The 14,669-nt window shown below is 45.3% G+C and carries 13 protein-coding genes; 9 read left to right on the top strand and 4 right to left on the bottom strand.

Annotated elements, in window-relative coordinates; genetic code table 11:
• Positions 1-245: 245 nt before the first annotated feature.
• A complete protein-coding gene (locus QUB11_RS13635) occupies positions 246-1,085 on the top strand; it encodes a TdeIII family type II restriction endonuclease (RefSeq protein ID WP_333203524.1) in 840 nt (279 codons plus the stop codon).
• A gap of 70 nt (positions 1,086-1,155) precedes the next feature.
• Positions 1,156-2,106 carry a PmeII family type II restriction endonuclease gene (locus QUB11_RS13640; protein ID WP_333203526.1) on the top strand — a complete coding sequence of 317 codons (951 nt, stop codon included), beginning with the start codon at positions 1,156-1,158 and terminating at the stop codon, positions 2,104-2,106.
• Positions 2,107-2,151: 45 nt separating this feature from the next.
• Here QUB11_RS13640 and hisB read toward each other — a convergent pair whose 3' ends face one another.
• Both hisB and fabI read right to left on the bottom strand, forming a co-directional pair.
• Positions 2,152-2,790, bottom strand: a complete 639-nt coding sequence (gene hisB / locus QUB11_RS13645; RefSeq protein ID WP_333203640.1) for an imidazoleglycerol-phosphate dehydratase HisB — start codon at positions 2,788-2,790, stop codon at positions 2,152-2,154.
• A gap of 218 nt (positions 2,791-3,008) precedes the next feature.
• On the bottom strand, positions 3,009-3,785 hold the full coding sequence (fabI, locus tag QUB11_RS13650; RefSeq protein WP_006634022.1) for an enoyl-ACP reductase FabI: 777 nt from the start codon (positions 3,783-3,785) through the stop codon (positions 3,009-3,011).
• Between the two features lie 318 nt (positions 3,786-4,103).
• Between fabI and ntcA the strand changes: the two genes are divergently transcribed.
• From ntcA to QUB11_RS13665, 3 genes are all read left to right on the top strand, one after another.
• Positions 4,104-4,769 (top strand): global nitrogen regulator NtcA, encoded by a 666-nt coding sequence (gene ntcA / locus QUB11_RS13655; protein ID WP_006634020.1) that lies wholly within the window; start codon positions 4,104-4,106, stop codon positions 4,767-4,769.
• 77 nt (positions 4,770-4,846) lie between these two features.
• Entirely contained in the window at positions 4,847-6,529 is a 1,683-nt protein-coding gene (locus QUB11_RS13660; protein ID WP_333203529.1) for a DUF3084 domain-containing protein, read from the top strand.
• A gap of 29 nt (positions 6,530-6,558) precedes the next feature.
• Positions 6,559-6,954, top strand: a complete 396-nt coding sequence (locus tag QUB11_RS13665) for a pre-16S rRNA-processing nuclease YqgF (protein ID WP_333203531.1) — start codon at positions 6,559-6,561, stop codon at positions 6,952-6,954.
• A gap of 135 nt (positions 6,955-7,089) precedes the next feature.
• Here QUB11_RS13665 and QUB11_RS13670 read toward each other — a convergent pair whose 3' ends face one another.
• Both QUB11_RS13670 and QUB11_RS13675 read right to left on the bottom strand, forming a co-directional pair.
• Positions 7,090-7,536: a hypothetical protein gene (locus tag QUB11_RS13670; protein WP_333203533.1), complete on the bottom strand. Its 447-nt coding sequence runs from the start codon at positions 7,534-7,536 to the stop codon at positions 7,090-7,092.
• 585 nt (positions 7,537-8,121) lie between these two features.
• Positions 8,122-9,702, bottom strand: coding sequence for a photosystem II high light acclimation radical SAM protein (locus tag QUB11_RS13675; RefSeq protein ID WP_333203535.1), 1,581 nt, complete (start codon positions 9,700-9,702; stop codon positions 8,122-8,124).
• Positions 9,703-10,077: 375 nt separating this feature from the next.
• On the opposite strand from QUB11_RS13675, the gene QUB11_RS13680 reads away from it, so the two are divergent.
• The 4 genes from QUB11_RS13680 (at position 10,078) to QUB11_RS13695 (ending at position 14,655) form a co-directional block, all read left to right on the top strand.
• Positions 10,078-10,467, top strand: a complete 390-nt coding sequence (locus QUB11_RS13680) for a DUF1830 domain-containing protein (RefSeq protein ID WP_333203537.1) — start codon at positions 10,078-10,080, stop codon at positions 10,465-10,467.
• A gap of 237 nt (positions 10,468-10,704) precedes the next feature.
• The gene (locus QUB11_RS13685) at positions 10,705-11,295 is read left to right on the top strand and encodes a hypothetical protein (RefSeq protein ID WP_333203539.1); all 591 of its coding nucleotides are present in this window, start codon (positions 10,705-10,707) and stop codon (positions 11,293-11,295) included.
• Positions 11,296-12,132: 837 nt separating this feature from the next.
• Positions 12,133-13,314: a BMP family ABC transporter substrate-binding protein gene (locus QUB11_RS13690; protein ID WP_333203541.1), complete on the top strand. Its 1,182-nt coding sequence runs from the start codon at positions 12,133-12,135 to the stop codon at positions 13,312-13,314.
• A gap of 231 nt (positions 13,315-13,545) precedes the next feature.
• On the top strand, positions 13,546-14,655 hold the full coding sequence (locus QUB11_RS13695) for an ABC transporter permease (protein ID WP_333203542.1): 1,110 nt from the start codon (positions 13,546-13,548) through the stop codon (positions 14,653-14,655).
• Positions 14,656-14,669 lie beyond the last annotated feature (14 nt).

Below are 14,669 nucleotides of genomic sequence, written 5' to 3' on the forward strand. Positions count from 1 at the left end.
AATTTTAATGGTTATTGTGCGATGGGCGTCCCGCCCGTCCAAAAAAGACGGGCGGGACGCCCATCCCACGTTCAAGAGTGGAAGTTATTTAATTCTCATTCCTTAATACAAGTCTTGATTAACTTGTTTGTAGTAAGGACTTCAGTCCTTTTTTTGCCAACTCATCACTAAGGACTAAAGTCCTTACTACAAACCTATTCCACTTTTCCAAAAAGTCAAGTAAACTGAATATTTGCAGTAAAATAATGTCAGCTATTAGCTCAATTACACGCGCCATCATCAAAGCATACTTAGAAGTTTTCATCGAAAATCTTGTCAATGAATACAGAGGACGGCTAATACCGAAACTTGATATTCCAGCAGCATATTTATCATGCAAATCCTCTAAAGGTCAACTGAAACCGTTTCAGGCTGCTATTATGCCCTCAGAATTGCTGCGGATTAACGAGTTTGAAAGAGGTTTCAGCAGCAGCTTGGGCACAACTTATGAAGAATGTGCAAAACTCATTGCTTTGGAACATCACCAAGAAGCAAGCAGAAGCTATGAACTTTCTGGAGAAGTTAGCATAGAGGCTGTCAATGAAATTGAGCGTCAGATAGCGCTATTCGAGCAGTCAGCAGACAAGAATGCAACTAAACCTGGTTTTGAAGAAATGATAGAAGCTGTTCTTGTGGCTCAAAAAACGAACCATTTAGTTAGGCGATCGGTCAAAGCAGATTTGTACGTGCTATCCCGTGACGGGAGGAAATTTTTATTTGAAATTAAAGGGTCAAAACCCAACAAAGGACAATGCTTGGAGGTAATTCAACGCCTGCTGAGATATCATTTACTGTGCGGAGAGTCTCGCCCCGATGCTCAATCTTATTATGCTATGGCTTACAATCCTTACGGGCCAAATCGTTCAGATTATAAATGGTCAGTGGCAAGGAAGTACACGCCCTTTGAGCAAGCTGTCATTATGGGACATGAGTTTTGGAATATTATAGGGGGAGAGACTGCCTATGAAGAACTTTTGGATATATATCAAGAAGTTGGGCGGGAGAAGGGTAAGCATATGCTTGATGCTCTTGCTTTTGGATTTTAGTAAAGTATGAGTTTCTTCAGCTTTCTCTTTTCAGTTAACTAATATATAAAAGAGTTGAGGAGAAATAAAAGTGTCAGAGCAACTTCATGAATTATTAGCATTTGTTTTAGAAAAAGAAGTAGGACTGCCGGCCAGAAAGTCTCAATCTTTAGCCGGTCACTTTGCGGAGTTAGAAGAATTTATTAACTTAGAAGCAGAAACACTTAGAAACGGCATCAGCAGCATATCGGGCAAAAGAGCGCTGAGATTTACTCCCGATGAGATTGAACGCATTTTAGCATTTATATCTTCAGGCCAACTGTCGCTGCAACTTACTATCGCTGAAAATTTTTTAGCCAGCATTTGTCGAGATTTTACTGGGCGACAGCTAGTTATGGTTGAAAATCTGACTTTAGGGAAAATTCATCCCAACCCATTTTTAATTAGGGCGTTAAATCTGGACACTCCCGAAGAAGTTGTCAGGCTCAATGTTTATATGACTGCTACTAGGTCTATTGTCACTTCAATGGGATTGTTTATTCAAAAACTATTGATATCTTGCTCTGAAAGTGCAGAAATTGCACCGGAAGAGTCTGGATGGGACGCAATTAAAACTACCAGTGATGGCGAGAAATGCTGGATACAGGTAAAAAGCGGCCCGAATGATATGGATAAAGACCAGATAGTATATTGGGCTGCCAAAATTGAGGAAAAAATTCAGGAGGGCGATCGCGCTTATATTGGTATAGCTTACGGTAAAAGAACTAATAAAACTGTAACACTTGGTTTGCTGAAGCAAATTTTGCCCAATTCGGAAATGATCACTTTAATAGGTCGAGAACTGTGGGATTTTGTCAGTGAAGATACTCGCTATACTGTGAATCTGTTTGAAGTTTTGCGTCAGTCGGCTAGTCAAGTTTTAGCACAAAGTTCTATTGATGAAGCTATAGAAATGTGTAGCGATCGACTAATCGCTGAATTTATCGGAAAGTACGGCGAGGGAAGTCAAGGTGTTTTTAACTATATAGCAGATATATTTTGATTTACAAGTTTGTAGTAGCGCCCAAACGCTACTGCAAACCCCGAACTACAAAACTCCTTTAGAACTCGGAATCCCACTGGCGCGCCGCGGATCGATTTCTACCGCCATCCGCAGAGCTCGCGCAAATGCTTTAAATGCCGCTTCCACAATGTGATGAGAATTCCCGCCCTGCAACTGTCGAATGTGCAGTGTCATTTGAGTGTGGTTCACCACCGCCGAAAAAAACTCTCTCACTAATTCAGTATCGTAAGTGCCGATCCGCTGGTTGGGAATTTCCAAGCTGTAACTTAAGTGAGGGCGTCCCGAAAAGTCTAGCACTACTTCAATTAAAGCTTCATCCAAAGGTGCGATGAAATGCCCGAAGCGAGAAATGCCCGATCGATCCCCGACAGCTTTTGCTAGCGCTTGGCCTAAAGTAATTCCCACATCTTCGTTCGTGTGGTGGTCGTCAATCTCCAAATCCCCGATCGCCTGCACGTCCAAATCGATCAATCCGTGAGAAGCAATCTGATGCAACATATGGTCTAAAAACGGAATCCCCGTAGACGCCTTGCAAGTTCCCACACCGTCGAGATTGAGGCTAGCAGTGACATCCGTTTCCAGTGTCGTGCGTTTCACTAAGGCGGCCCTAGCTGGTTGAACTGAACTTGCAGGAGGAAGAGAAGGGCGATCGATTATTTCCATAATTCGCAATTGGTCATTCATTAGTAATTAATTAGTAATTTGGGATTAGCACTCTTCCAGCAGACAGTTGAAATCGAACAGGGGACAGTTTTTTCGAGAGTCTAAAAACCTCGCTGCGTCGCCCGCAAGCGTTGTCGAAGGGTCAACTATCAACTGTCAAAAAACCTCACGCTTCACTGTCAACTGTCAACTGTCAACTGTCAACTGTTTGCAAGCTGTTACATTCCCATGATTTCGTAACCGGCATCGACATACAAAACTTGACCCGTAATCCCGCTAGCGAGATTGCTGCACAGAAAAGCCGCAGCATTTCCCACTTCCTGCTGAGTCACCGTCCGCCGCAGCGGGGCCACTTCCTCAACGTGGTGGATCATGTCCAGAATACCGCCAACTGCTGACGAAGCCAGAGTCCGAATCGGGCCCGAAGAAATCGCATTTACCCGAATATTTAACGGGCCCAGTTCAGCCGCCAGATAACGAACATTCATTTCCAAAGCTGCTTTAGCAATTCCCATCACATTATAATTAGGAACTACCCGGACGCCGCCCAAGTAAGTCAGGGTCACAATACTGCCACCCTCGGCCATCAGCGGTTTAGCAGCAGCACAAAGCCGCACCAGCGAATAAGCGCTAATATCCAAAGCATTGGAGAAACCTTGGCGCGAAGTGTTGGTGAAGTCCCCCGAAAGTTCGTCCTTGCCGGCAAAAGCCAGACAGTGAATCAGGACATCTAACTTGCCCCACTTGTCGGCGATGGTTTGAAAAGTAGACTCAATTTCGCTCTCGTCTTGGACATTGCAGGGCAAATACAGACTGGGATTGAGCGGTTCCACCAGTTCAGCGACTTTACGCTCGTGCTTGCCTTTCTCGTCCTTCAAATAAGTTATGCCGAGGTTGGCCCCAGCTTTGTGGAGCTGCTGAGCGATGCCCCAGGCGATCGAGCGATTGTTGGCAATGCCCGTAACAAGAGCATTTTTTCCGGTCAAATCTATCATCTGTAGTTTATCTAAAAGCAACTTGCACCGTTCTCGTTGGCTATATCTGACAACCCCGCCAGTTTAGACACAACTGATTCAGATTTAACTGATTCAGACACAATTGAGACACAATTGATATTAATTTTGCTGTGGAGCTAGATGGGGGCGGAATTGAAAAAGTTAAGAGAAGGGCTAGATTTAATCATACAGTGCGTGTTTACCTTAACATTAGATGGAAGTAACAGAATCCCTAGATATTGGAGGTTGGGCAGTATATTTACTCAATAAGGTTAATCGGCAAGTTATAAAGTATTGATTAGTACAAAGGATCTAGTCGTGACGCATGATAGACCGCTAGCAGCCGTGTTCCGCCAAATCAGCGGCGGAGCGTTTCCACCCATTGTGGAAACCTTTGAACGGGGCAAGACAATTTTTTTCCCTGGAGACCCGGCTGAGCGCGTCTACGTTCTCATTAGAGGTGCTGTGAAGCTCTCCAGGGTCTACGAAGCAGGGGAAGAAATTACAGTCGCCCTCCTGCGCGAAAATAGCGTATTTGGGGTGCTGTCTCTGATTACGGGACACCGATCGGACAGGTTTTACCACGCGGTAGCCTTTACGCCGGTGGAATTGATCTCGCTGCCGATCGAACAAGTCGAGAAAGCGCTTAAGGAAGACCCGGAATTATCGATGGTGATGCTGCGGGGACTGTCGTCTCGGATTTTGCAAACCGAGATGATGATCGAAACGCTGGCCCACCGAGATATGGGATCGAGACTCGTCAGCTTTTTGCTGATTCTGTGCCGGGATTTTGGCGTGCCCGGTACAGAGGGGATTACGATAGATTTGAAGCTGTCCCACCAAGCGATCGCCGAAGCGATCGGCTCGACGCGGGTAACGGTGACTCGTTTGCTCGGCGATCTCAGGCAAGAAACCATGATCTCGATCCACAAGAAAAAGATCACAGTCCACAACCCGGTGGCCCTAAGCCAGCAATTCACTTGATGCCGAGAAAGTATAGGATTTTGGATTTTGGATTTTAGATTCAATCCAAAATCCAAAATCCAAAATCTAAAATCGGAATGACTGCTGGATACATCCTGGTATTTGTAATTTTAGTGTTGGGGGGTGTGATCGCCACTGTCAGCGATCGCCTTGGGACGAAAGTCGGCAAGGCAAGATTGAGTTTATTCAAACTTCGCCCCCGCGATACTGCTGTTGTTGTGACAGTGATGGCCGGCAGCATCCTGTCAGCACTTACTCTGGGCATTTTGTTTGCTACTAGCAAGCCGCTGCGAACGGGAGTTTTTAGAATAGACGAGATTCAAAAAAGGCTCAACAACGCCCGCAGAGAAATCAACCAGGCCACTCAAGAAAAAAATCGAGTTGAAAGTGAATTAGCTCAAGCCAGAGCCGCTCAAGCGCAAGCTAGAGCCAATTTAGAGCAAATTAATCAATCCCTCCAAGCCGCTAATGCTGAGCAAGCTCGGACGCAAACAAAATTAAACTCGCTGCGGGCCCAGCTCAACAGCGTGCAAGCAGCCAAGTCTAAAACTGAAGAGCAGTTAAGTCAGGTAGAAGCGGCTAAATCTAAGACAGAAGAACAGCTCAGCAGCGTGGAAGCAGCTAAATCCCGCACCGAAGAACAATTGAAACTGGTGGAAACGATTCGATCGACTACACAAGCTCAGCTCGATCGCACCGAGAACCAATTGAAAACAGTTTCTGGTCAAAAAACGACTTTAGGAGCGGAAATCGCCCAACTGCAAGAGGAACGCCAACAGTTAATCGAGCAGGTAAAAACTCAAATTGCCCAGCGCGATCGAGAAATTGCCAAGCGAGAGAGAGAAATTGCCAGACGAGACGCAGAAATTGTCGATCGCAACGAACTAATTGCCCAGCGAGACAAGGAAATTGCTCAGCGGGTGCAAAATCTGGCCGAGCGCGATCGAACCATTATCGAGCGCGACAAAGTAATTGCCGAGAGGGAAGCACTCCTAGAAACCTTGGCACAGCAACAAGCTCAACTCGAACAGCAACAAACTGTCTTGCAGCAGCAAGTGCAAATTTTGGAACGCGATTTTCAGGCAATCCGCGAGGGTACAGTTGCCATCAGGCGCGGTCAAATTTTAGCTGCTGGCGTGGTTCGCATTATTGAACCCGGTATGGCGAGTCGCGCGATCGATCGACTTTTGCAAGAAGCAAATAAAACCACCGTCGGACTGATGCAGCCGGAAAATAAGAAGGTTAGAGACCAGGTTATTCAAATTACTAAAGCAGAAATCGATCAACTAATTAGTCAGATTAAAGACGGTCAAGACTACGTGGTGCGAATTGTTGCCGGCGCTAATTACCTGCGGGAAGAAAAGCTAATTAAGGTATTTGCAGAAGCAGAAATCAATCGAGTTGTGTTCCGCGCTGGAGATGTGATTGCAGGGGTTGCTGTCGATCCGGTGACTTTGACTGACGAACAGGTGCGGCAGCAGTTGCTGCAATTGATAGAAGCTTGTCAATTTCGCGCTCGCCTGATCGGCGTTGTCGGCGGTAGAGTTCAAGTGGCCGACAGTCAGATTGAAACTTTAGCTGGTTTTATCGAGCGATTGCAGCAGTACGAGAAACCGCTGGACGTTCAAGCGATCGCCACAGATGTCACTTACATCGCCGGCCCGCTTAAAATAGATTTAGTGGCTCTTGAAAACGGAGTCGTTGTTTTCCGCACCGGACAACAAACACAAGGCCAAGGAGATTTGAAAGTTAAAAAATAAATTTGGTAATTAATAATGGGTAACAGGCTATGATTTTAGGTTTCGATCCAGGTAAAGACAAATGCGGCATAGCTGTAATGGGTAGAGATAAGAAGGTCTGCTACCATCAAGTTGTGCTGTCGGAAGCAGCGATATCTACTATTCAATCTTTGTGCGAACAGTTTCCCATTGAGTTATTGGTACTCGGAGATCAAACGACTTCTAAGAGTTGGAAACAAAAATTGACGCAGAGTTTGTCGCCTGCGCTCAAAATTGTTCAGGTTGACGAGAGGTACAGCAGCTTAGAAGCGAGGGAACGCTACTGGCAAATGTACCCTCCGACGGGACTTTCGCGCTTGATTCCCGAGGGAATGCGGACGCCACCGAAGCCAGTGGACGATATTGTGGCGATCGTCCTGATTGAGAGGTATTTGAATAAAAGTTAGTCAATTTTATAACCGTTACCACTGATTCTCTTTGATTATTAAGGAATCAATATATTTTTGCTGGTATTTAATTTTCACTTTTTAAATAAAATACACCCTAAATTTAGAGGAGCGATCGTTGAATCACAATTAGTGCTACTTGATAACAGCTTCGGTCAAGATTACCTTACCATTCTGCCGGACTTGCAGGCGTTGGGGGTTAATCGAATAGATAATATTGCCGTTAGTCGCTTCATAACTTCCGTCGTCACCTGTCGTTACTTGCATGACATTGATTTGACTGCCATTTATTTTACTGAGGCCGCGGTAAAAAATATCGCCTTCCTGGGTTTTGCAAATGTATATAGAAAAGTTGGGCGTTGCGAAAAATTGCACCATTTCGGCCCTCGGACATCCCTCAACTTGAGCAATTTGCAGCGGTGGATTATTGCCCAAAGTGTTGGGTGCGATCGCCCCAAATTTGGCAATCGGTTGATTTAGTGCAGTTGCTTTTGCTGAGGCTGTCAAAAAGCAGATCGCACTAATGCCTGCCATAACTAGAACTACTCCTTTAATGCCCTTAACTCTATCTTTATCAAACATCTTGTCACTCCTGGTTTTAACTATATAATTACATCTTAAGCTATCTTTGCTGGATATTAATAATATTTAATATCAGAGGTGAAAGGTGCATGAATACGGTACACTGTCCGTTTAAGTAAGGTGCGAACTGTGCACCCTACGCCAGTGAAAATACATAAGTATGTCAATGCGATCGAAGGAAAGCAATCTCTTGCATTTATGACATTTTTAAGATTTTATGACTTGTTCACGCTGAGCTGAGAAACCGGATTTCTTCATATAGCGGTTCTCAAAAAAGTGAGGTATGCCCACGGAGGCCACGGAGGCCACGGAGGCCACGGAGGCCACGGAGGCCACGGAGGCCACGGAGGCCAGTCGTACCTCATCTTTCTGAGAAAGGCTATATATTTCTCGTTACTAAACCTTTGATTTTCATTGAAACCGGGTTTCTCGCCTCCCATGCGATCGCGAACTGACTCAGTTACACAGTAATTGTTTATGGGCGCTTAGCTATTTAGTGAATAATAAAAAGGGAAACAGAAGATACATTTTTCCTCCCATTTCCCATTTTTTAAATAACCGTCGTCCTGACTGCGAACCTGGTAATTAATTAACTGCTGCCAACTGTTTATCTTTGATTTCCACAGGTGCGGTTAATGCCTCTTCCAAAGCCGCACAGCCGAGTTTTTCCTCCAGAATTGCCATCACTTCGCGACCGAAATCATTGGAATTTCGCTGCCAAGCTTCTAAACAAATTTGCCCGAAAAACGAACCCAAAGGTTCGGGATTCCACAGCAACTTGCGCGCTGTCCAAGGCATCAAACTCATGGGATCGTAACCAGGTTGCAGAATCTCCTTTTTAAAGGCGTATTCTTCCAAAATTGTGTGTGGCTGCAACCCGATAAAGAAAATCGCGGGTTCTACTTTATCGGCTCCGAAAATTCGCTCTAATTCTCGGTGATAAGCAATAGTTTGCCGGATAGTTTCAAAGGTTTCGTCAATGACGTTAAACGAGTAATTAACGGAAACCACATCGTTGTAACCGGCGGCTTTTAAATCGCGACAATTTTCCAAAACTACTCGCAAGTTGTAGCCCATCCGCATTTTGCGAACCAGTTCCTGGGAACCGCTGGTGATGCCGATTTCAAAGTAATTCATCCCCGTTTTTACCATCAAATCGCACAATTCGGGTGTGAGATTGTCCGCACGGATGTAAGCCGCCCAGTGTATGTCAGTCATGCCGGCGGCGATGATTTTTTGCAATAATTCAACTGCATCGTCGATGAATTTGCGTGCTGGGATAAATTGAGCGTCGGTAAACCAGAAATTGCGGATACCTCGATCGTACAATTGCCGAATCTCCGCCACCACCTCATCCGCCGGATTGATCCGCACTTGTTTCCCTTCAATCACGGTATAAATGCAGTAACAGCAATTATGAGGACAGCCGCGCTTGGTTTGGACTCCGACGTAGAAGTCCATATCCTGTAGATAATAGGAAAACTCCGGCCAAATCGTTTCGATGTAATTGTAATCGCAAGCACTTTTCTCGATGTTGGCTGGTTTTTCGTGAATTAGCTTCGCGCGCGGCACAGTTTCCCCCACCACATAACACCTTTCCTCGGCCAAATCTTCGCCCTTAATCAACTTCTCCAGCAAAGCTTCGCCTTCCCCCACCGAAACCACAGTTCCCGTGGGCAAACTGCGGCCCAACTGCTCGTAAAACACGCTCACAGCACCGCCGCCGACTACTGCACGAGCTTCGGGGCGGTATTTCCGGGCCCGCTTCAATCCGCGCTTAATCAGTCCCAAATTGCGCCAGAGTTCGGTGTAGTAAGACGCGGCTAAACGCAGTCCTCCGAGTGCTCCCCGGAACTTGATCAGCGGATTTTTGGCGTAGTAAAACTCGAAGGCATTTTGCAACGGGTTGCCGCCCCTGCCGCCGACGGGCGCGTAAATTTGAATGTCGCGCCAAGAGAAAACCAGCAGAGTCGGCTTAAACTCGTCTATGCTGGCATCTAAAGCTTTAGCGAAATCCAGGGGGGGTACGGCACCTAAATCGAAAATGCGCTGTTCGACATCGGGAAACAGCTTGTGTACGTGATCCGAAAGATACACAACTCCGATCGGGAAAATCGGATTGCAAGGGAGGCGAACGTACAGGACTCGGTTTTCTCGGTTTTCCATGATTGCCATATCCTAAAGTGGAACTTTTTCAGCTATGTTAATATTCTTTTAATATAACTTTACAATATGTCTAATTTTCGCAATTTGACATTAAATATTCTTAAATTTTTTTAAACTGGCTAAAAGCCGAGCTTGTTGGTGTCGATCGGCGAGAGCAGCAGAAAAAAGCTAATTTTTAAGTCAATACAGCGTATTTTGAATGAAAATCCCAGCTAGGAGTCAAAAAGCAGATATTTATCCGGTTAGATTTTAATTTAAGTTCGATCGGTCTCTCATGTATTAGGGAGTTGGTAGTCGGCTTTACAGTAGGCGGGATCACCTAGTGTTAGCCTGAGAAGATAACTAAAACTTTTAGGTAAGGCTCCCTCAGCAGTTATGGCTCAAATTCTTGACCCCGTACCCTCAGACACCGACAGCAAGATTCTGTGCTGCTACGTCAACGCCACCAGTCAGATTCAGATTGCTCGCATCGCCAACATTCCTAACTGGTACTTTGAACGAGTGGTGTTTCCCGGACAGCGCTTAGTGTTTGAAGCGATGCCGGCCGCAGCATTGGAAATTCACACCGGGATGATGGCTAGTGCAATTTTGTCGGATAAAATTCCTTGCGATCGCTTGCAGATTAACGAAGGCCCCTATTCAAAGGTCAATCCTAGCAGATCCCCAGAGGCAGTTCAGGGCGATCGAACAGCAATAGCCGGCCGCCCCAAATCCCGAGAAATCTCAGAACCTTTGACTGTACCGGCACTAACGGCCGTTGATTAATTGAAGTTGTGAGTTTTGAGTTATAAATTGTCAGTTAATTGATAACTCCGCGCTCAAAATTCCAACTTCAGCAAAGCGTTAAAAACTCAACACTTAAGAATCAAAGTTTGTGAAATGAATTTTAGATCAAAACTCCCGATTGCAAAGATTGTCCAGTTTTTCCTATTTCCCTGAGTTTTGTTGGTGGCCCCGGAAGCTGTGCAAAAATATCATTAAACAGCTTCTAGAATTTCAGCCATGTCAGCACAACCTATTGCCTCTTCCCCATCTTCGGCCCCAGTATTTGAGCCGGCGGTATTCCGGCTTTCTCCCCTGATTAGAATCACGCTGTTGAGCTTGTACGCAGCCCTGACAATTCCCTTGCCCTTTTTGTCGGAAGTAACGAAAGCAGCCGTTCCTCCCGCCGCACTCTGGGCGGGAATTGTTGTCGGCGCTGTGGGCCTGTACGGCGTGCTCAGTGAAAGGGTAATTTTGAGCGAGGAAGGGATTGAAGTCACATATCCCAACTGGTTTCCGCGTTTTTTTCGCAAGGGTTGGTCGCTACCTTGGACTGAGGTAAAAGCTCTCAAACCTCGATCGACCGGTCAAGGAGGTTTAGTTTACTATTTTTTGAGTCATTCGGGTGAAGGTTATTTGTTGCCAATGCGAGTGGCTGGATTTGGTAAATTAGTCGGTTTGGTGGAAGCAAAAACAGGTATTGATACTAGAGATGTTCGCCCTTTGTCGCAGCCTTGGATGTATCTTATTTTGCTGGGATGTACGCTGCTGTTGCTGTTGGTAGATGCGTGGACTATTGTTACGGCGATCAGGCTTAAAGGCAATCTGTAATATTATGTCCGGTACACCGTTATAAAGTTGGTAGTGAGGACTGAAGTCCTCATAAAACTTGCTCGGACTGAAGTCCTAACTAAGCTGTACTGCATTTAGTTTTTACCTTTGGGGCGGGCTAGAAGGCTACCCCAAAAGAGTTCCCATAGACATACAGCATATTCCATGTAGATGTAGAGCCCGAGAAACCGGGTTTATTGAACAGAATCAGTAACGATGCGAGAACTGTAAAGAAACCCGGTTTCTGGGGTGTACTTCATAAAGCTGGAATACGCTGTAAAATACCTCTTATTGACTGTTATTAGAAATCAAGGACAGTTTTTCTGATTTTATAAGATCGATTTCTAATGTTTTTGATTCAGACTAGACTTATTTTTACGTTGCGTCCAAGACTGAAAAGCTAGTGACGTGCCAGAAGAACTCAAAAATTCTTTTTTGTTTGTGGTGAACATTATTGTTTAATTTTGTTTCTAGCGAACTTTTTGGGAGACAATTTGGCGAATATTATTAAGTTTTTATAAAAAAACTTACCACTAAAAGTAATTGGTATAAGATAAACATCATTAAATTTTAGGGGATTCGACTTTCCTAAAAGAACCTTTCCAGCAAAAACTAATTTTATATTAGAATTAGTTTTGGTTTACCATGTATCTTTTTCATTAAATTCACGATGTGATGTGAATGTAAATAGTTATTAACGCATTTAATCTCATTGCTGAATAGCTCGACTAAAAGCTGGCAAATGTAGCGTGAATCTATCTAGCAATTCCCAGCAAGTATAAGCGTTACAGCTTAGCTATGAATTCCTCTTAAATACTTTTAGTGAGAACATAGAGAATGAGTACCCAAAAGTCATTGTTTATACCTCGGCGTCAAGTAATTCGTGGGATTTTATCTACTACAGCGTTTGCAGTCACCTCGCGCCTTTGGACTGGATGTACTCCTGCTAAAGAGGTTCAAGCAAACTCGGCTGGAAAAGATAAGCCAATTGTGATGGGATTTATTTATGTTGGCCCCAAAGATGACTACGGCTACAATCAAGCCCAAGCCGAAGGGAACGCTGGGGTTTCAAAATTAGCCTGGGTAAAAACCGTAGAGGAAGCAAATGTTCCTGAAACTACATCGGTACAAGAAACGATGAGGAACATGATTGAACAGGATGGGGCAACGGTTCTGTTCCCTACGTCCTTCGGGTACTTTGACCCGCATATTCTGAAACTGGCAAAGGATTACCCGGAGGTACAATTCTTTCACTGCGGTGGACTTTATCAGGAAGGTAAACATCCAAATAACGTTGGCAGCTATTTTGGCTACATAGATGAGGGTGAGTACATAGCAGGCATTGTTGCTGCCCACGCTTCCAAAACCGGAAAATTAGGATTTATTGCTGCTAAACCCATACCGCAAGTATTACGCAATATCAATAGCTTTACATTAGGGGCACGTAGCATTAAGCCAGACGTTACAACTCAAGTGATTTTTACAGGAGATTGGTCTTTGCCTGTTAAAGAAGCTGATGCTGCAAATAGTATGGCTGACCAGGGTGTTGATGTAATTACCTGTCACGTAGATAGCCCCAAAGTGGTGATAGAAACCGCTGAGAAACGAGGCATTTTCTGTACTGGCTACCATGCGAGTCAAGCCCAACTTGCGCCCAAAGGATATTTAACAGGTGCCGAGTGGGACTGGACGAATGTCTATTCTAAGTATGCTGAAATGCTTAATGCTGGTAAGACGCTAATGAACGGAGGCATTCCCCATTTAGTACGTGGTGGTTTGAAGGATGGTTTTTTGAAGCTGTCGCCCTACGGTAGCGCCGTAACGGCCGAAGCGCAAAAGGATGCTGATGCTGCTAAGAGTAAGTTTCTTGATGGCAGTATGGTCATTTATAAGGGGGAAATAAAAGATAACACCGGGAAAGTTGTGATTGCTGAAGGTAAGGATTACAAGCAGCAAGACGCAGAACTAGAAAAGATGAATTGGCTGGCATCAGGCGTCATCGGTAAAGTTACGAGTTAATTAGGATCGCGAATTAAATAATTTACACTCTTGAAAGTGGGGAGTAGGGGTTGGGCTTATAGCCCGCCCTTTCTGGACGGGCGGGACGCCCATCCCACAAGAACCATCACGCATTGTAAGTTATTTAATTCTCATTCCTAAGAAAGTATTTCACGCCCGTCGGCAACTGCTATACAAGCAAGTTTTTCATTCAACACTCATCATTTTCTTAGTAATTCATATTGTATTCTGATGATGATTAACCGTCAAAACTGGCGTACAACTTTGGAAGCGGTTTGTATCCCGATCGCCGCCATCGTCTTCTCATTGGTATTGTTTGGAATATTTTGTGCGGCGGCTGGATCTAATCCCTTTGCTGTCTATGCCTCAATCTACAAAGCAGCATTTGGTAGTTGGCATTCATTCCAAAACACCCTGATCAGGGCTGCACCGTTGATGTTGAGTTCTCTGTGTACGGCTTTGCCTGCCCGTTTGGGGTTGATGATTATCGGCAACGAAGGCGCTTTAGTAGTTGGGGGTCTGGGGGCTGTCGCCGCTGGACTGGCTTTATCTTCTGCACCGCCGACGTTAGTGCAAATTGCAATGGCGCTGGCAGGAATTGTCTGTGGAGGTGTGTGGATTGGTGCAGTGGGAGCTTTGCGCTATTACCGGGCTGTGAATGAGACAATTAGCAGCTTGTTGTTGAACTATATTGCGATCGCCCTGCTGAATCATTTAGTCGGCGGCGTGATGCGTGACCCCAGCAGTGTCAATAAAATTTCTAGTTACCCGATTCCTGACGTGAATATGTTAGGAAATATTCCAGGAACCCGCGTTCACTACGGTCTAATTTATGGGTTGGTTGCTTGTGCGATCGCCTACTTCCTGATCCAACGTACTACCTTTGGCTTTGCAGCTAGAACCGCAGGAGGTAACATCCGTGCTGCTCGAATTGCCGGACTTCCTGTAGGCAAGTTGACAATGGCAATCTGTTTCCTAGCTGGCTCTTGTGCGGGTTTGGCTGGCATGGTGGAAGTCGCCGCCGTGCATGGTCGAGCTAACGAATCACTTAATGCTAACTATGGCTACAGCGGTATCTTAGTCGCATTCATTGCTCGACACAACCCTCTTGCTGCGACTATTGTGGCAATTCTGCTTGGCGGCATTCTTGCTAGTGGCGGCATCTTGCAACGAGCACATGGACTGCCCGATGCAACGGTTTTAGTGTTCCAAGGGTTGGTCTTTTTGGTAGTTCTGTATAGCGAATCGCTCTACGGACGTTTGCCATTTTTCAAAGAACAGTTAACCGATCGCCCTCAGCAGCCACCTTCTAGCGAGCAGCCATCAATAGCCACTGTCTAAGCAATACGTTAAGC

It is taken from the genome of Microcoleus sp. B6-A1 (genome assembly GCF_036705085.1).
Lineage (GTDB): Bacteria > Cyanobacteriota > Cyanobacteriia > Cyanobacteriales > Microcoleaceae > Microcoleus.